Source organism: Actinotignum sp. usb-actsch-rep-73, from assembly GCF_059082735.1.
This window is the reverse complement of record NZ_JBHNPV010000083.1, coordinates 98,448-114,953: the sequence shown is the minus strand read 5'-3', so window position 1 is coordinate 114,953 and position 16,506 is coordinate 98,448. Positions and strand designations below refer to the sequence as shown.

The window sequence follows — 16,506 nt, the reverse complement described above, 5'->3', positions numbered from 1 at the left end:
CAATGGTTCTCACTGCCTGAATAGATTACAGTCCACAACCCTGAAAGCTGCCTGAAAACTATCGGGGAGCCTGCGCAGAATTTCATCAGACAATCCTGAGAGGGCAAAACGAGACGGGGGACGCTCGCACATCCACCGTCTCTCAACAGATTCTCTTCCTCGTCGGGTGCTTATACGGTCAGTCTTCGCCCCCTCGGAGTGAGCTGTGTTTTGCTCGAGGATGGACAGGATCTCTACGCGCTTGGCCTCACTCAAGGCAACCTACCGGGTGCCCATCATCTCCCAACAATGCCATGCTTCGGTATTGAGTGGGCGCTCCCCTCGTCGTACTCGGCCTTGATGTCTTCGTGGTGGCGAATAACTTCCTTCACCATGAAGGCAAGGAACTTTTCAGCAAAGTCGGGGTCGAGGCCGGATTCTTCGGCGAGCGATCGCAGACGCGCAACCTGTCGTGCTTCACGTGCCGGGTCAGCCGGCGGAAGATCATGGAGAGCTTTGATGTGTCCGACTCGCTGGGTACAGCGGAAACGCTCAGCAAGAATATGGACGAGCGCAGCATCGATGTTGTCGATGGTTCCACGCGCGTCAGCCAGCTCGGCAGGGATGCCTGTTCCGATCAGGGCCTCTCCGGACGTGTGGGCGCTGATCTGCGTTTCTTCTGCCACTGGTTTTCCCATCCGGTTCAGGCGGTGCGAATCTGATGAGCGCGCTCGGCGTAGAGCTCAGGCTCACCTTCACCAAGAACGTACTCGCGCGTAATCACAACACGCCCCACGTCGTCACGGCTGGGCAGCTCAAACATCAGGTCAGACAGTGTGTTCTCCATGATCGACGACAGGCCACGGGCACCGGTCTTACGCTCGTTCGCCAAGGCCGCGACCTCGAGCAACGCCTCGTGCGTGAACTCCAGATCAATGCCGTCAAGCTCGAAAAGATGCTGGTACTGGCGAACTAGGGAGTTCGTCGGCTCGGTCAGGACGCGGACGAGGTCTTCTTCGGTCAGTTCCTGCGTGGACGTCAGGATCGGCAGACGACCAATGAATTCTGGAATCATGCCGAACTTGTGCAGATCTTCCGGGGTGATCTCTTTGTACAGGTCACCCATTTCAGCAGCAGACTTCAGGTCTGAGCCAAAACCGGTGGAACGCTGACCCAAACGAGCCTTCACGATCTCTTCAATACCTGCGAAAGCCCCCGCTGCGATGAACAGGATGCCCGACGTGTCAATCTCAAGGAACTGCTGGTTCGGGTGCTTGCGTCCACCCTGCGGCGGCACCGAAGCAACCGTGCCTTCAATAATCTTCAGCAGAGCCTGCTGGACACCTTCGCCGGAAACATCGCGTGTGATCGAGGCGTTCTCTCCTTTACGGCCAATCTTGTCGATTTCGTCGACGTAGATGATGCCCCGTTCAGCCTTTTTAATGTCACCATCCGCGGTCTGGATCAGACGAAGAAGAATATTCTCGACGTCCTCACCAACGTAGCCGGCTTCCGTCAGCGCAGTCGCGTCAACGATCGCGAAAGGAACGTCAAGCATACGCGCCAGCGAACGCGCCAAGTGAGTCTTGCCCGTACCCGTGGGGCCAAGCAACAGAATGTTCGACTTGGTCCCCTGCATATCTTCAGCATGCCCAGCGTCACGCGACTTCACACGCTTGTAGTGGTTGTAGACCGCGACAGACAGCGCACGCTTCGCACGATCCTGGCCGATCACCCACGAATTCAGGAAGTCGTTGATTTCAATTGGCTTCGGCAGGGGCAGTTCCGAGGTTTCTTCGGGAGCCTTGCCCAATTCCTCAGCGATGATTTCGTTGCAGAGGTCTATGCACTCGTCGCAGATGTAGACACCGGAACCGCCGATGAGCTTGCGCACCTGCTTCTGACTCTTTCCACAGAACGAGCACTTGAGCAGTTCAGCTCCGTCGGTCAGTCGAGCCACGTTAGCCCTCCATCGATCAAAATTCATCACTACCGCGCGCCACCGGGACATCACACGTAGATATGTTGGTTGCCACCTAGGATTGGCGTGCAAACGCTTCCGTTCAGCGTGTCTTCAGCCTATGTGAGGACAGGTAAGTCCGCCATTCGGCGCGCCATTTTCTCCCCACAGCGTAGCCACCTTCACGCTAGTGAGCGCCAGCGTTTTATCCCTTGCGGGACTGAAGAACCTGGTCGATCAGGCCGTATTCTTTCGCCTGGGGAGCGGTCAGGATCTTGTCGCGTTCGATGTCGCGACGAACCTGCTCAACCGGGGTGCCCGAGTGATGCGCGAGCGTATCTTCCAGCCACGCGCGCATACGGTCGATCTCGTCAGCAACGATCTGGATATCGGATGCCTGCCCCTGCATGCCTTCCATGGCCGGCTGGTGGATCAGAACACGAGCATTCGGCAGTGCCAGGCGCTTGCCCGGTGAACCGGCCGCCAGCAGAACGGCTGCAGCCGATGCGGCCTGACCAAGGCACACGGTCTGGATCTGCGGCTTAATGTACTGCATCGTGTCGTAGATTGCGGTCAGCGCGGTGAAGGAACCACCGGGGCTGTTGATGTACATGGTGATCAGCGAATCTGGATCCTGGCTTTCCAGAACCAGAAGCTGCGCCATCACGTCATCAGCAGACGCGTCATCAACCTGCACGCCGAGGAACACAATGCGATCCTCGAACAGCTTGGCGTAGGGGTCCTGGCGCTTAAAACCGTAAGCGGTGCGCTCTTCGAAATTCGGCAGAACATAGCGAGCCTGTGGCATCTGACGGGCGATACCTTCAAAGTACGGGGTGGTGCTCATCAGTTTTCTCCATCCTGGCCGAGCGTGCTAATTTCCTGCGGGTTCACGATGACCTTGTCAACGAAGCCGTATTCCAGGGCCTCGTACGCCGAGAACCAATTGTCACGGTCCGCGTCCAGTTCGATCTGCTCAACGGACTTGCCGGTACGCTCAGCGGTGATCTCGGCGAGTTCCTTCTTCATCTTCAGAATCAGGTCCGCGTTAATACGAATCTCAGTGGCGCTACCACCGGCACCACCAAGAGGCTGGTGGAGCAGGACGCGAGTATGCGGGGTGATGAAGCGCTTGCCCGGCGCGCCTGCGGTCAGCAGGAACTGACCCATCGAAGCAGCCAAGCCCATTGCGACAGTGACGACATCAGGCTTGACGTACTGCATAGTGTCGTAAATTGCCATGCCTGCGGTCACCGACCCACCCGGGCTGTTGATGTACAGGTAGATGTCGCGGTCCGGATCTTCGGCGGCAAGCAGAAGCATCTGGGCGCAGATCGCGTTGGCGTTTTCATCACGGACCTCGCCGTTCAGCCAAATGATGCGTTCTGCAAGAAGTCGCTGGTACACGGAGTCGGACAGACCCATCGGCGATTGCACGCCGCCGCCTGCCATTACAGCCTGGTCGCTCACGAGGATTCTCCTTGGTCGAATAGATCCGCTTTCAGATCCCACTGGGTATAACTTATCGGTTTCACGCGGACAAGGCTCAGCCAATCCCCCTCTGTTCGCTGTAGGCGCAGTGCTCATAGCAGTATGAGGCCTCCCACATGCAATGTGGCCGGTACCCGAAAGTACCGGCCACATTCACTCGCGTGTTGCTAGCGCATGCTTGAATCAGGCTTCAGTGGTTTCTTCTGCCTCTTCAGCTTCTGCTTCTTCCTTTGCAACGTCGCCGAAGAACTCAGAGAGGTCAACGACCGTGCCTTCAGTGTCCTTGACGGTGACCTGACGCAGAGCCTCGATCATAGCCTTGGAACGTCCGAGGTCTGCGACAACTGCTGCCATCTGCTGCGAGGAGGAGAACAGCTGGTTGATGTCGATGCCGAGGTTCTGCGACATCTGGATCGCGTAGTCGATGAGTTCCTGCTGGGAAACCTGAACATCGAACTTCTTCGCGATTGCCTCGGAGAGGAGTTCAGAACGCAGTTCGCGCTCGACGGCCGCGCGCGCTTCCTTCTTTTCTTTCGGCTTGGCATCTTCGGAGACGCGGCGCGAAACCTCGTGCTCGATGACCTCTTCAGGAAGAAGAATCTCAACCTGTTCGAGGAGGTCGGTGATCAGGTTGTCGCGGGCCTGTAGCGCCTGCTGCGAGGTCTTTGACTGGCCGGCCTGCGTGCGCAGGTCTTCCATGAGCTCGTCGATGGTGTCGAATTCAGAAACCATCTGAGCGAAGTCGTCGTCCGCCTTCGGCAGTTCGCGCGCCTTCATGGACTTCACGGTGATGGTGATGTCTGCTTCTTCACCTTCGTGGTCGCCGCCCTTGAGGGTGGACGTGAAGGAAACCTCGTCGCCTGCCTTGGTGCCACGCAGAGCCTTGTCCTGACCATTGAGCATGTTGCCCGAGCCGATTTCGTAGGACACGTCTGCGACCGAGTCGACCTCTTCACCGTTGATGGTGGCAACCATGTCGATGGTTGCGTAATCGCCGGTCTTGGCCTTGCGGTTGATGGTCTTCAGAGTTGCGAAGCGAGAGCGGAGCTCGTCGAGTTCCTTCTGGACGTCTTCGTCGGTGACCTCGGTGGTGTCGACGGTGACAACGGTCTTCTCGTCGAATTCGGGGAGCTCGAAGTCCGGCACAACCGGGACCTCAGCGGTGAAGATCAGCTGTCCCCCCTGTTCGCCGGTGGTGTTCGGGATCTCGGTAACCTCGACCTGTGGCTGTTGCATCGGGCGGAGCGAATGCTCTGCGACTGCATCCGAGTAGTGACCCGGCAGGACCTCGTTGACGACCTGTTCGATGACGGCTGCGCGACCGAAACGCTGGTCGATGATGCGAGGTGGCACGTGGCCCTTACGGAAACCGGGGATGGAGACCTGCTGGGAGATATCCTTGTAGGCCTTGTTCATCTCATCGGACAGTTCCTCGTAGGGAACCTCAACGGTCAGGCGAACCTTGGTGGGTTCGAGAGTCTCAACGGTGCTCTTCACGTGCGTGCACTCCAAAACGTTTCAAATTTGCGGGAGCACCCAATTCGGGCGCATGACAACTCGCCTAGTTTACGACAGACCCGCGTCAATGTCCCTATCGAGACCAGGTTTATGGCTTAAATGCGCGCAACTCCACTAATCGAGGGCGACTCCACCTTCGAAGTTTCCAAGGAGTGATCCACAGACCAGTCATTCATCACGTGCGCAAACTCGAGGATCCCTAGGCTCTCACATACATAACCCCAACAATGCAGCTTTCGCCAGTGAAAGATCTGGGGTCTTCATCTCAGGCATACAGAAATTATCGCGAGGAGTATCCGCTGGGCGCGCTATCTCCCAGAAGGAGATCCACTCAATCCGCCTGCCTCGCCCTACTTAATCGCCAGAAGAGATCATGGACGCACGGCGTAGGCGTAGTACACCGACGAGGCCGAGGACAAGGAAGAGGCTCGCGGCTAGGAGTGCCCAGCTTGTGGCGTCACTAAAGCCCCTCGTCAGTGCTTCCACGGTGAGAGCAGTTTGATCACCAAGGGCGCTGTGATCGCCTTGAGCTCGCAGTTGCGCGATCATGACGCCGGCGGACGAGCGCGTTGCCTCGGCAATGGAATCGAATGCCTCCCCTGTCAGTCCGGCGTCTTCAAGCGCTTGAGGAAGAGCCATCGAGAGCGAAACGGAGAGCATGGCCCCCGCAACAGCAGTTCCCAAAGCCGAACCAATCTGCCTGACCGTACTCTGTGTCGCCGATCCTTGACCGGAGAATTGAACAGGAATATCCCGAAGTACCGTGCCCGTCAACTGCGCTGATGCAAGACCGAGTCCAAGACCATAGACGGTCAGAGGCAGGCCAATCCCCCATCCCGGGGTCGTCGGGCTCACAAGAAGTGCGAGAACCAGAATGCCTACCACTTCCAGAGCCAGTCCGATCAATACTGTCGCCGGAGCGCCGAACCTCGCCGCAAGATGTCGCGCAGACGCACCCGACAAGAACGCACCAACTGCCATCGCCGCAAGGACGAGCCCCGCGCCCATGATGTCCAAGCCAAGTGCGTTGATGAGATACAGGGGAAGAACAAAAATGATCGCAAATTCTCCCACTGCAACCATTCCGGCAGTCACGTTCCCCCACGCAAAGGTCGGTAGAAGAAAGAGGTCCAGGCGAAGAAGAGCTGTGCGCTGAACCTTCTCACGATGGCGTTCCCACATCACGAAGAGAGCCAGCGCAATCACTGCGACTCCCAAGGCAACGGGGACGGGAGAAAGCGCAGCAGTTGTCGGCCAATCCCACCCAAAGATGCTGAATTCACCCTTCGGAGTCCACCACCCAAGGTCAGGGCCCTCGATAACGGCGAAGACAAGAGCTCCGAAGCCAATCGCACTGAGCATGGCTCCATCAACATCGATGCCGGGACGCCCACTCTTCCCCCGAGTATTCGGCACGGTAAACAGCGCGGCGACGAATACCAGCGCGCCAATCGGAAGGTTGACCAGGAAGATCCACGGCCACGAGGCCCACTGAGTCAGCGCTCCACCCGCAAGTGGCCCAACTGCGGCAGCGCCGGAAATAACGGCACCCCAGACACCGAATGCCGCCGCCCTATATCGACCGCGGAATACCGCGTTTACCGTTGAAAGCGTCGAGGGCATGATGAAAGCCGCCCCCAATGCTTGGATCGCGCGCGACGAGATCAGAACCCCCGCAGTTTCGGATTGGGCAGCTACAAGACTCCCCGCTACGAACACGACGATACCGATCAGGAATACCTTTTTACGTCCCCACCTATCAGCCAAGTTGCCCGTCGAAAGCAGAAGCGCTGCGAGCAGGACTGCATAGAGACTGTTTACCCATTGCGCGTCGGTGATATTCAGCTGCAAGTCCCCAATAATGACAGGGAGAGCAACTCCGACGATTGTGCCGTCAAGGACAATGAGCCCCAGACCGATGGAGAGAACTGCTAGAGCCATCCAGTCACGGCGCGTGGGTGCTACTTCAGAATTCTGGTTTACTGCGCTCATACTTCAACGACCTTTGACGTGGATCAACGAACGAATGCCATATACACAATTATTATGACACTCTGTCAGATACTTTGCTGAGCGAAGCGCACATAAAAGGGGCAAAGCACCGAAGAGGGGCAATCTCACAGCGCTGAGGGCAAACTTTATCTGACCAAAGAAGCGAAACCTTACCCGCGCCACCCCACCGTTCTAATACCACCAAGACAACGGCGGGCAGGTAGTCGCGTTGGGGTTACCTGCCCGCCCTGTTGACAGGTAGCAGGCCGGATACGGACTTGCGAGGGGCGGATGTTAGGAGTTGGCGAGTTGGCAGACGCGAGAGCGAGACAAGCCCATAATGTAGCTAATATCTGCCAGAGAATAGTTGGCGTCTTTCAGCGCTCGTATTGCTTTTCGGGACGCTACGGAGGCTACTTTGGCGGATTCTTCAGCTGTTTTAGATGCTTCGATGGATTGTTTTACTTGGGCGGATTGCTCTATCTCAGGGACGATAGTGATGTTCCAGGTGGAGTGATCGACGTTTTCTTCCATCGTGTCGAGGTAGTCGATTACTTGCTGGCGGGCTTTGGGAAGAGTGCGCACTTGTGTCCAGATGTCGTCCCCGTTCCACAGTTCCCAGCCACCGCTCCAGTGGCGGGCGGTGATGGTTATCGTGTTCATTTTGTGTTCCTTTTGCTTGCTTCGATCGTTTTGAACGCTTTGCGGGTCAGGCCCGGGGAGATTTCGCGGGTTTGGGTGATGGAAACGCTGAAAGACCCGTTTGACCATATTTCGTGATCGCCTTTGCCTTGGCGTGAAGTAAAGCCTGCCTCTTTGAGGAGTGTGGTCAGTTTATGGCATCAGGATCCGTAAAATCCTGACGAGTACTGGAGTCGAATCCTATTCAGAACGGCAATTCAATGATCTCAAGGCTGTTGGGAAGCTACTTGATCATGTGGAAACCGGCAAAAAGTACATCCTCGTAACTGGTAGACATGCTGCTCTAATCAGAAATACAGGAAGCAGATACGAATATTTGGAGCTACAAAGCCCCTATCCAGATCAAAACGGCTGGCATGAGCTCACAAAAGCAGAACTGCGAGAGCGTTTCGCCTGTAAAATGTCACATAGTTTCCGAGGTTTTAGGTACGAGGCTGACTCGACAATCGCGGAAATCACCACACTTGCACTCAGTGACGGAGACGCTGAACTGGTGGGCTACCTTAACACTGTGGAAACAGCGCAACGAAAGGGGTCGCTAGGTGCTGTTAAATGATGAGTTTGTCATCGACGATCCTGAAGTTGCTGATCCTCATGTGTGGACTGTAGGGCGCGTCTGTGAAGATGGGTCTTTTGAGATAGGTTCCCTGTATGTCACGTTCGATAAGAAGACAGTGTTGAACCTGTGGACGGACTACCCGCAAAAGTTCACTCCAGAGCAGATTCAGATCCTGCGGGAAGAACAACCATACTGGTATAAGTTCTTCCTGCCGAGGCTAGAAGAAGCTTGAGGGCTCTATTCAGACGCAGCACCAATACACATCGACATCAGTCGGGCAGAAAGCCGTTTACGACCACAAGCCGGTGCAGATTCATTTCAGCGTTCCCCAAGGAACTCGGGCGGTCAATCCGATGCGGATTGGTCAATACGGTGCATCTGAGCGCGAAATCATTCTCCACCGCGGCCTGAAATACAGAATCGATCACGTGCAAAACGATGAAATGGCAGGCCAGATTCACGTCTTTGCTACGATTCTCGAGGAAAAAGAGTAGAACAACGCCATGGAACCGCAGAAGAAGAAGCCACTCTCGAATGAGGAGCTGAACAGGCTCGTCGAAGAATCCGGCTGGATCGACGGCGAGTGGCATTCTGCTGCTGCGATAAGTCCCGCCGGCGAATCGTCCCTCCCGGAGGGTCGCTACCCATGTATGCTCTTCCTCGTCGACGAGACGCCAGTCTCATGGGTCGACCTGATCCGCGATGGTAAGGTCGTCGCCATGCTCGCCTGGTACGGAGACCCTGTCACCTACATCGACCCGGACTGGATCAGCCTCAGCACGGCCGATGATGAGCTCCAGCACTACATGGACGAACTCGGGATTCGCAGGCTCTCCATGACCGAGGCGCGCGACCACATCCTGGAGATCTGGGAGCACACCGAGATCCGCACAGGCACCCTCGGTGAGTGCAACGCGATCTACGAAGAACGGCTGAACAAGCTGTAGAAGCTCAAGCGCTAACAGCACCAATACCTTCAACACACGGAGAGGACCCCGAAGCTACTGAGGCTCCGGGGTTTCTTTATGCCGAGGCTAGAAGAAGCCTGACCGGATAAAAGCTCACACGCTGTTACTGACCCCTGTCACCGTTTTGGTGCCGGGGGTTTTCTGTACCCAAGTTTCCCTGACCACTGGGGTTCAGTGGGTTCATCATGGCCGACGGGCCTTGTACGGAGAGGACACACTTGGCAGACCAGCAGACCGAGCTATTCCCGATGGATTGATGAATTCACCACTTCCCGCGGCCTGTCGTCAGTGCCCCTCACAATCCGCACGGGAAAGTGAGGGCGGTTTTTGCGTATCTGCCATCAATTGGTTGTCTTTGACCAGTTGCCGCGTCCTGGGCGACGAGCGTTCCACTCGTCGATTGTTTCTGCTTTCCAGCCCATTGTGCGCCTGCCTTCGAGTCCGATGTACACGTCGGGCTCTGGAAGCGCGTAGCGCCCTAGAGTGCCTACTTGTACGCCGATACGGCGGGCAAGGTCAGAGCGAGACAGATAGACGGGTGTCTGGTCTGTCATTTCTTATTCCTTCCCATGATGAATGCAATCAGGTAGATGACCCCTGCGACGACAAGCAACGTGCCTGCGATTGCTGCGTAGACCGTATAGCCTTCGACGGCAAGCCAGACAATGATGCATACGAGGGCGAGCAAGATCAGGATGTCCTTGATGTTGTTCATATTGTGTGGTGGAATTTTTCGTAGGGGCCGGCGGCCCGGAGTTGCTAGTGACATCTCCGGACCATCGGTCTCATTTGCGCTTGCTCCTCGATGCTGTGATCACCTGGGCGCTTGCCTTGATGATTTCAGCGATCCCGAAGAGAATTCCCAGTAATTCCTACGAAATCCGTTTCCTTCACCTCCTTCCTACACCCCCATAATACCACACTAGTAAAGTGTTGACAGGTGGAAAGAGGATACAAAGCAAGAAAATGACTAGAACTTAAAACTCTCCCCCAGCTTCCGCACATTCGGCTTCCTCAGCTTCCTTCTGACGCTTACGGCGCTCAGCAGGTGTGATATACACCCCACAAACCATCTCTGACTTCGCAATCGCCATCGCGTTTTGGGCGTCTTTCAGATTGGAATACGAGCCGATTAGATATCGTTTGCCTTCAAAACTGAAGCGGACGCGGTATTTTCCTCAGTATTCCTCGATTCCACGCGGTAAATGTGGCATTTCAGCTCATTGTTTGCGCCTGGTATCAATTTCAGCGGCTCTTGGTATCAGACGGGCTTGATACCAGCATGATACCAATTTCAGGTATCTAAACGGCTTTCACTCTCACCCGCACCACCCCACCACAAACGGCGTGATAGCAACAAAAACCCCCGATTCTCAACGAAAACCGGGGGTTATCAGAGCGGATGACGGGAATCGAACCCGCGTGATCTGCTTGGAAGGCAGAGGCTCTACCATTGAGCTACATCCGCAGACGCATCAAAGCGCGCATGGTCGATAGTAGCGGGTTTTCACTTCGATTGCGAAATTTAACCGTCTAGGCCTTATGATCTTCCATGTAGCATTTCGCTTCGGCGCCCTCAAACGCCGTTGCGTGTGTTTCGGGGTGTGGCGCAGCTTGGTAGCGCGCCTGCTTTGGGAGCAGGATGTCGCAGGTTCAAATCCTGTCACCCCGACAGTCAAAAAGAGGCCGTGACCCGTATAAAGGTCACGGCCTCTTTCCCTTCAATGCTCATGAAGCAACGTATTTCAGAACGTTGCCGTATCGATCACGTAGCGGTAGCGCACCTTGGAGTCGACAACGTTGTTGTAGGCCTCGGTGATGTCTTCGCCACTGATGATCTGAACCTGCGGGGCGATTCCATGCTCTCCGCAGAAGTCCAACATTTCCTGCGTTTCGGGGATGCCACCAATGTTGGAACCAGCAACGATTCGGTTACCGCCAATGACCGCACGCCACGGCAGGGTCAGCGGTGTCTCGGGCAGGCCGATGTTCACGAAGGAACCGAGCGGACGCAGTGTTGCAATCAGCCCCGCGTAATCAAGGTTCGCGGCGCTGACGGTGCAGATAATCAGGTCAAAGCTGGAAGCAAGCGAGGCGACTGTCCCCTCTTCACTGGTGGCGTAGAAGTGCGTTGCGCCGAACCGACGCGCATCTTCTTCCTTCGAACGACCGTGCGAGATCACGGAGACCTCGGCACCCATGGCTGCCGCAATCTGGACTGCCATGTGCCCCAGTCCGCCCATGCCCACAATTGCGACCTTCTTGCCGGGGCCAGCTCCGAAGCGCTTCAGTGGCGAATACGTCGTAATACCCGCGCACAGCAACGGAGCCGCTGCCTCAAACGGGATTTCATCCGGGATACGGCACGCAAAGTTTTCCGACACCGTGAAGCCCTGGGAGTAACCGCCGGCAGTCGGATTTCCATCGGCATCCAAACCGTAGGTCCAGAGCGCTCCTGGAAGGCCGGCCTCGTCCCCTGTACAGAACTGTTCGTAGCCCGAGGTGCACATTTCACACGTGCCACACGAGTTGGTCAGGCAACCGACGCCGGCCTTGTCGCCGACCTTGTACTTCGTGACGCCTTCGCCGACTTTGGCGACGATGCCGGCGATCTCGTGGCCGGGGACCAGAGGGTACTTCTTCGGGCCCCACTCGCCCCTGGCGCTGTGAATGTCGGAGTGGCAGATGCCGGCGTACTTGACCTCGAAATAGATTTCGCCGGGGCCGGGTTCGCGCAGGTGAATGGTGGTTTTGTGGAAAACGCTGGCGGTGTCGTCGCACGCGTAGGCGAGAACGTCGGGCATGATGCCTCCAAAGAATGTGGGGGGGCGCCGATTATCGGCGTCGTTTCATTATCCGCGTTGGGTGCAATTCGCACACGCCGACAACGGTGATGAAGTTGCTGGCGACGCGAGCACGGTGGACGTGGGTGGATTCAGTTGCCATAAGTGGATCATTCCACGATGCACGAGATCGCACCCCTGATGAGGGCTCAACGCCTATTTGGCGCGAATATCACGAAGCATTTCCGCTGAGCGCTCTGGGGATCCTCGTAGCTCGTCGCCTTACCAGCGACGAAGCGGCACCAACCGTAATCTGAAGGTCGCGGTGGCTGAACCAGGTTTGCCTTCGTCTTCACACACAAACGAGAAAAGATCATCAATCATTTCTCGCAATTCGCGGAGCGTGTGACCCTGCGTGTGGTAGGTCTGCCCAGCGTACGTTAAATGAGCGATCCACCAGCCACGATCACGAGCGACCTCAACGGTCATCATTTCCCCTCCAGTTCCTCGTAGGAAAAATACCACTGTAGTCCTCAGGCATTCGCGGAGCACCCCTTATTCCCCTTATGCCCCCGTCAGCGTAGGAAACTCCTTACGAAAACAAAATCCCGGAACCGCAAGGTTCCGGGATTCATCTGGGTGGCTGACGGGACTCGAACCCGCGACGTCCTGGACCACAACCAGGTGCTCTACCAACTGAACTACAGCCACCATTGAAGCGCTTAGCGCAACGGAGAAAACTCTAGCAAATAAGTCACCTCAAATGAAAATCGTACTGGGTACTAGCGCGTGTCATTCGCCACGTCGCCCCCAACAAGCGCAAAGCCACACCAAGCAAGGCGCCACGTCACCAACCGCACCCAACGCGACAAAACCGAGCTTTTAAACCCACATTCGTCGCACCAAGTGCACGTGGGAACAGAAAAGACTCAGCCAGGCACCGATGCAATATCGGAATCAGACCCTTGAGACCCTAACCACCTAGAATTAAACCAGTCCAACTTCCGGGGGCTAGTTCACCAACTGCCGGGGGCTAGTTCAGGCCTTCGCGGCGTCCTCACTCAAGCGAGATGCTCACCAGTGCGCACGCACCGAGATTGCGTCAGCAAAGTTTCCGAGCGCTTCCGGCGTCGCCCCCAGGTACAGGTCAGCGTCAACCAAAGACACTTCCATGACCAGGAACGAGCCCTTACCGTCCGGCACCAGGTCCACGCGGTTGAACAGGAACTGTTCGTCGCGTCCAATGCGTTCCTTCACGTATGCGTGCAGGTTACGGCGGATTTCTTCGCCCCACTGCCATGCGACAGAGTCGGCTGCCTGAGCGGTAACGACTGCTTCGTGCATGCTCGGGTCGGTGACGGATGCGGGGTGCAGCTGCGCACGCTTCACAACAGCGTGCGAGACCAGACCATTGAAGAACACCAGCGAAATCTCACCGTTGGTGTCGATTTCTTCAAGGTAGCGCTGAACCATGACCGCACGTCCCTCGCCCAACAACTGCTGGACCTGCGCGATGGCGGCTTGACGCTGCGGGGTGGAAAGAGTGGTGTATCGGCCGATATCACGCACGCCGGACGAAACGGCGGGCTTGACAATGAACTCACCAGAGGCCGGGAATCGTGTGTGGATCTGGTGCTTCGACAGATTCTGCTCAGGTTCCAGCCAAGTGGTGGGAATGGTGGGCAGACCGCGCTTCGCCAGCGAGCGCAGGTAGGTCTTATGCGTGTTCCACTCGAGAATGTCGGGGTGGTTCAGGATTCGCGGAACCTTCTTGGTCCATTCGAGGAAGGTGTCGCGTTGCAACGGGTAGTCGCTGACCGAACGAACGATAACCATTCCGGCTTCGTTCCAGTCCACGTCCGGGTCGTTCCAGACTTTAATGTGGGGGTCGCATCCGCGTTCCGCGAGAGCATCCAGCAACCCTTCCTCACCGTGGTAGAGGTTCGGCATTGCAGATGAGGTCACCAGCGTGACTTTGGGCTTGGTCGTCATAGTTCCAAAGATACCGAATCGGCGCATGCTTGTGGGAGTTAAGTCCTGAGAGCCAGCGCACGCCACAGTGGTCGTTTGTTCGCTCAGCAACGAGGCCGCCTCCACTTAGAAACCGTCTCACCACTACAGGGGCGGGGCACACTCGCGCCTAAGATCAAGGAGGGGCGTACTCAAATCTGGGTACGCCCCTTCCCGTTGTCATTATCGGTTCGACACTTATCGCAATCCGAGTTCCCGATCGAGCGCTTCTTCAAGAAGTGTGTCAATCAAGCTGGTGTAGTCGAGTCCTCCCTTTGCCCACATTTGCGGGAACATGGAGATCGGCGTGAATCCGGGCATGGTATTCACTTCGTTGATGATGACGGATCCGGTTTCTTCATTGTGGAAGAAGTCGACACGTGCCAGACCTTCGCATTCCAAAGCGTCGAACGCGCGGGCAGCCGTGTCGCGGATCTTCTTTTCGAATTCGGGCGCCACGTTTGCCGGGCACACGAGGCCGATGGCTTCGGTGTCGACGTATTTGAGTTCGTAGTCGTAGAACTCGCCTTCGGGGACCTCGATTTCGCCGAGGGGCGCGGTGCGCGGGTGTCCCGTGGCGGATCCGAGGACGCCGCATTCGATTTCGCGTCCAACGATTCCGGCTTCGACGATGACGCGCGGGTCAGCGTTTTGCGCTTCCTTCATGGCGACTGCAAGCTCGCCCGCGGAATCGACTTTGGTGATACCGATGGAGGAGCCTGCGCGACAGGGCTTCACGAACACAGGGTATCCAAGTGCGCTCACGCGGTCGGTGCATGCCTTGGGGTCTTCTGCCCATTGAAGAGCGGTGATGAGTTCCCACTGCCCCACGTCGATTCCGGCTGCGGCAAGCACGGTCTTCGTCAGGTGCTTGTCCATAGAGATTGCGCTGGAGGTGACGCCGCATCCGACGTAGCGGACGTTCGCCATCTCGAAGAGGCCCTGGATGGTGCCGTCTTCGCCGTAGGGTCCGTGCAACAGAGGCAGGACAACGTCAACATGTCCAAGGTCTTCAACGCCGGAGACATGAGAATCTAAAGCCGAGGGATCGCCTTCGTAGGTGACGTCAAGCAACGACCCAGAACCGGGAGCAAGAACAACGCGCGAGGCGCCGGCCGTCACGCTCTGGCCGTGTCCGTCTTTGAATTCCAACGCCGAAGGGTCATCGGCTACGCGCACCCATTCCCCATCGTGAGTAATACCGACGGGCAGAACATCCCACTTCTCGCGATCAATTGCGCGCAGAATTCCGGCCGCTGTCGCACACGAAACCTCGTGTTCACCTGAGCGTCCACCAAAAACGATGAGGACGCGACGCTTTTCAGTTTCAGTCATGCGTTAAGAGTATCGCCACCGCGCGCCCGTTCGACTACGCGGTGGCGGTGTGCCCGTTTACTCGCATTGCCGAAGCCGCGCTCGGCATATTTTCACGCTACACGTGAACGCCACCCGAACAAGGGCGCGAATAGGAACCTCAGAGTAACGAGATCTCCCAGCCATCCATCTTCTGCGGGCGCGCAAGGAGCATCTGCCCCATCTGTTCGATCGTGGCGTCACCGCTGACAACGGCTAGAACGGCTGCGCTGATCGGCATATCGATGCCCAGCGAATCAGCGACGGCAAGGATCGGCTCGGCAGAACGCACACCTTCAACAACGCCAGGTGACAACGCGAGGGCCTTGTCCAAACTCAAGCCCGTACCCATACGATGACCCAAGGAGAAGTTACGTGACAGGCGCGACGAACAGGTTGCCATCAGATCACCAATACCGGCGAGTCCAGCAAAGGTAGCGGGGTCTCCCCCAAGCGCTTGACCCAGGCGAGTCATCTCAGCAAGACCTCGTGTAATGAGAGTCGCGCGGGTATTGAGCCCCAGCCCCATCCCCTCTGCAGCGCCAATAGCCACGGCAATGACATTCTTCGTCGCGCCCGCGATCTCACAGCCAATAACGTCCGTCGAGACATACGGCCTAAAGTACGAGGTGTGACACGCCTTCGCAATATCGATAGCCAACTGCTGGTTCGTTGAGGCAACGACTGTGGCCGTCGGCTGATGCTCGGCGATTTCGCGCGACAGGTTCGGCCCGGAAATGATAGCAATACGATCTTGGCCTAGTCCCGAGGCTTGTTCGATAATCTCGTCGACGCGCAGATGACTTGCAAGCTCCAAGCCCTTCGCAAGAGACACGATCACAACATCATCACTCAAGCATGGGCGCGCAGCCTCCAGAGTCGAACGCACACCGGCAACCGGCACAGCGATAACGATCAGTTGAGCGCCGGTCACAACCTCTTCGATAGACGTCGACGCACTGATCTGATCCGACAGTTCAATACCGGGAAGATAGGTCGCGTTCTCACCCGAGTTGATGAAGTCAACCGTGGTAGCTTTACGACCCCACATTGTTACATTGAGCCCAGCATCCGCAAGAATCTGCGCAAAAGTAGTACCCCAAGCGCCGGCACCTAAAACCGCCGCGCGCGTAAACACACGTTCCTTACTCATATGTGAGACCCTACTAGCACCTCGACAATTATGGCGGT

17 protein-coding genes and 3 tRNA genes are annotated in these 16,506 nt (G+C 56.8%); 4 read left to right on the top strand and 16 right to left on the bottom strand.

Annotation, left to right across the window (positions count from 1 at the left end; all coding sequences use genetic code 11):
* Window positions 1–275: 275 nt before the first annotated feature.
* From AC5RE1_RS08140 to AC5RE1_RS08110, 7 genes are all read right to left on the bottom strand, one after another.
* The gene (locus tag AC5RE1_RS08140) at window positions 276–665 is read right to left on the bottom strand and encodes a chorismate mutase (RefSeq protein WP_006681302.1); all 390 of its coding nucleotides are present in this window, start codon (window positions 663–665) and stop codon (window positions 276–278) included.
* A 17-nt stretch (window positions 666–682) separates the two neighbouring features.
* Window positions 683–1,939, bottom strand: a complete 1,257-nt coding sequence (gene clpX / locus AC5RE1_RS08135; protein ID WP_006681303.1) for an ATP-dependent Clp protease ATP-binding subunit ClpX — start codon at window positions 1,937–1,939, stop codon at window positions 683–685.
* Between the two features lie 205 nt (window positions 1,940–2,144).
* Window positions 2,145–2,786 carry an ATP-dependent Clp protease proteolytic subunit gene (locus AC5RE1_RS08130; protein WP_006681304.1) on the bottom strand — a complete coding sequence of 214 codons (642 nt, stop codon included), beginning with the start codon at window positions 2,784–2,786 and terminating at the stop codon, window positions 2,145–2,147.
* Window positions 2,786–3,391: an ATP-dependent Clp protease proteolytic subunit gene (locus AC5RE1_RS08125; RefSeq protein WP_040318567.1), complete on the bottom strand. Its 606-nt coding sequence runs from the start codon at window positions 3,389–3,391 to the stop codon at window positions 2,786–2,788. The genes AC5RE1_RS08130 and AC5RE1_RS08125 overlap by 1 nt, the downstream gene beginning before the upstream one ends.
* 222 nt (window positions 3,392–3,613) lie before the next feature.
* On the bottom strand, window positions 3,614–4,927 hold the full coding sequence (tig, locus tag AC5RE1_RS08120) for a trigger factor (protein ID WP_006681306.1): 1,314 nt from the start codon (window positions 4,925–4,927) through the stop codon (window positions 3,614–3,616).
* Between the two features lie 375 nt (window positions 4,928–5,302).
* Window positions 5,303–6,940: an MFS transporter gene (locus tag AC5RE1_RS08115; RefSeq protein WP_285084359.1), complete on the bottom strand. Its 1,638-nt coding sequence runs from the start codon at window positions 6,938–6,940 to the stop codon at window positions 5,303–5,305.
* A 294-nt stretch (window positions 6,941–7,234) separates the two neighbouring features.
* Window positions 7,235–7,603 carry an antitoxin HicB gene (locus AC5RE1_RS08110; protein WP_219585232.1) on the bottom strand — a complete coding sequence of 123 codons (369 nt, stop codon included), beginning with the start codon at window positions 7,601–7,603 and terminating at the stop codon, window positions 7,235–7,237.
* A gap of 581 nt (window positions 7,604–8,184) precedes the next feature.
* On the opposite strand from AC5RE1_RS08110, the gene AC5RE1_RS08105 reads away from it, so the two are divergent.
* The 3 genes from AC5RE1_RS08105 to AC5RE1_RS08095 are packed head-to-tail and all read left to right on the top strand — an operon-like array spanning window position 8,185 to window position 9,148.
* Window positions 8,185–8,433 carry a DUF7675 family protein gene (locus AC5RE1_RS08105; protein ID WP_219585233.1) on the top strand — a complete coding sequence of 83 codons (249 nt, stop codon included), beginning with the start codon at window positions 8,185–8,187 and terminating at the stop codon, window positions 8,431–8,433.
* Between the two features lie 7 nt (window positions 8,434–8,440).
* Window positions 8,441–8,695 carry an ADP-ribosyltransferase gene (locus AC5RE1_RS08100; protein WP_219585871.1) on the top strand — a complete coding sequence of 85 codons (255 nt, stop codon included), beginning with the start codon at window positions 8,441–8,443 and terminating at the stop codon, window positions 8,693–8,695.
* Between the two features lie 9 nt (window positions 8,696–8,704).
* Window positions 8,705–9,148 carry a hypothetical protein gene (locus AC5RE1_RS08095; RefSeq protein ID WP_285084358.1) on the top strand — a complete coding sequence of 148 codons (444 nt, stop codon included), beginning with the start codon at window positions 8,705–8,707 and terminating at the stop codon, window positions 9,146–9,148.
* Window positions 9,149–9,510: 362 nt separating this feature from the next.
* Here the strand turns inward: AC5RE1_RS08095 and AC5RE1_RS08090 are convergent, their stop codons facing one another.
* The 3 genes from AC5RE1_RS08090 to AC5RE1_RS08080 all read right to left on the bottom strand — a co-directional run bounded on the left by AC5RE1_RS08090 (window position 9,511) and on the right by AC5RE1_RS08080 (window position 10,637).
* Complete coding sequence (locus AC5RE1_RS08090; RefSeq protein WP_285084357.1) at window positions 9,511–9,723, bottom strand: XRE family transcriptional regulator; 213 nt, start codon at window positions 9,721–9,723, stop codon at window positions 9,511–9,513.
* Window positions 9,720–9,884, bottom strand: coding sequence for a hypothetical protein (locus AC5RE1_RS08085; RefSeq protein WP_285068049.1), 165 nt, complete (start codon window positions 9,882–9,884; stop codon window positions 9,720–9,722). The genes AC5RE1_RS08090 and AC5RE1_RS08085 overlap by 4 nt, the downstream gene beginning before the upstream one ends.
* 682 nt (window positions 9,885–10,566) lie before the next feature.
* Window positions 10,567–10,637: transfer RNA gene (locus AC5RE1_RS08080), tRNA-Gly, on the bottom strand.
* Between the two features lie 130 nt (window positions 10,638–10,767).
* Here AC5RE1_RS08080 and AC5RE1_RS08075 point away from each other — a divergent pair.
* Window positions 10,768–10,841 (top strand) — tRNA-Pro (locus AC5RE1_RS08075).
* Window positions 10,842–10,914: 73 nt separating this feature from the next.
* Here AC5RE1_RS08075 and AC5RE1_RS08070 read toward each other — a convergent pair.
* From AC5RE1_RS08070 to AC5RE1_RS08045, 6 genes are all read right to left on the bottom strand, one after another.
* Complete coding sequence (locus AC5RE1_RS08070; RefSeq protein WP_493938608.1) at window positions 10,915–11,973, bottom strand: NAD(P)-dependent alcohol dehydrogenase; 1,059 nt, start codon at window positions 11,971–11,973, stop codon at window positions 10,915–10,917.
* Window positions 11,974–12,234: 261 nt separating this feature from the next.
* Window positions 12,235–12,444 carry a hypothetical protein gene (locus tag AC5RE1_RS08065; protein ID WP_006681315.1) on the bottom strand — a complete coding sequence of 70 codons (210 nt, stop codon included), beginning with the start codon at window positions 12,442–12,444 and terminating at the stop codon, window positions 12,235–12,237.
* Window positions 12,445–12,590: 146 nt separating this feature from the next.
* Window positions 12,591–12,663, bottom strand: a tRNA-His gene (locus AC5RE1_RS08060).
* Between the two features lie 363 nt (window positions 12,664–13,026).
* Window positions 13,027–13,944, bottom strand: a complete 918-nt coding sequence (locus AC5RE1_RS08055) for an ATP-grasp domain-containing protein (RefSeq protein ID WP_040318568.1) — start codon at window positions 13,942–13,944, stop codon at window positions 13,027–13,029.
* A gap of 216 nt (window positions 13,945–14,160) precedes the next feature.
* On the bottom strand, window positions 14,161–15,297 hold the full coding sequence (locus AC5RE1_RS08050) for a D-alanine--D-alanine ligase family protein (protein WP_006681317.1): 1,137 nt from the start codon (window positions 15,295–15,297) through the stop codon (window positions 14,161–14,163).
* Window positions 15,298–15,436: 139 nt separating this feature from the next.
* Entirely contained in the window at window positions 15,437–16,468 is a 1,032-nt protein-coding gene (locus AC5RE1_RS08045) for an NAD(P)H-dependent glycerol-3-phosphate dehydrogenase (protein ID WP_285068048.1), read from the bottom strand.
* Window positions 16,469–16,506: the final 38 nt, after the last annotated feature.

Bases quoted from the DNA above. Each gene is read 5' to 3' on its own strand.
- AC5RE1_RS08125 (WP_040318567.1), bottom strand. From the start codon at position 3,391: ATGGCAGGCGGCGGCGTGCAATCGCCGATGGGTCTGTCCGACTCCGTG.
- AC5RE1_RS08110 (WP_219585232.1), bottom strand. From the start codon at position 7,603: ATGAACACGATAACCATCACCGCCCGCCACTGGAGCGGTGGCTGGGAA.
- AC5RE1_RS08055 (WP_040318568.1), bottom strand. From the start codon at position 13,944: ATGACGACCAAGCCCAAAGTCACGCTGGTGACCTCATCTGCAATGCCG.
- AC5RE1_RS08070 (WP_493938608.1), bottom strand. From the start codon at position 11,973: ATGCCCGACGTTCTCGCCTACGCGTGCGACGACACCGCCAGCGTTTTC.
- AC5RE1_RS08115 (WP_285084359.1), bottom strand. From the start codon at position 6,940: ATGAGCGCAGTAAACCAGAATTCTGAAGTAGCACCCACGCGCCGTGAC.
- AC5RE1_RS08045 (WP_285068048.1), bottom strand. From the start codon at position 16,468: ATGAGTAAGGAACGTGTGTTTACGCGCGCGGCGGTTTTAGGTGCCGGC.
- AC5RE1_RS08065 (WP_006681315.1), bottom strand. From the start codon at position 12,444: ATGATGACCGTTGAGGTCGCTCGTGATCGTGGCTGGTGGATCGCTCAT.
- AC5RE1_RS08085 (WP_285068049.1), bottom strand. From the start codon at position 9,884: ATGAACAACATCAAGGACATCCTGATCTTGCTCGCCCTCGTATGCATC.
- AC5RE1_RS08095 (WP_285084358.1), top strand. From the start codon at position 8,705: ATGGAACCGCAGAAGAAGAAGCCACTCTCGAATGAGGAGCTGAACAGG.
- AC5RE1_RS08090 (WP_285084357.1), bottom strand. From the start codon at position 9,723: ATGACAGACCAGACACCCGTCTATCTGTCTCGCTCTGACCTTGCCCGC.
- AC5RE1_RS08050 (WP_006681317.1), bottom strand. From the start codon at position 15,297: ATGACTGAAACTGAAAAGCGTCGCGTCCTCATCGTTTTTGGTGGACGC.
- AC5RE1_RS08130 (WP_006681304.1), bottom strand. From the start codon at position 2,786: ATGAGCACCACCCCGTACTTTGAAGGTATCGCCCGTCAGATGCCACAG.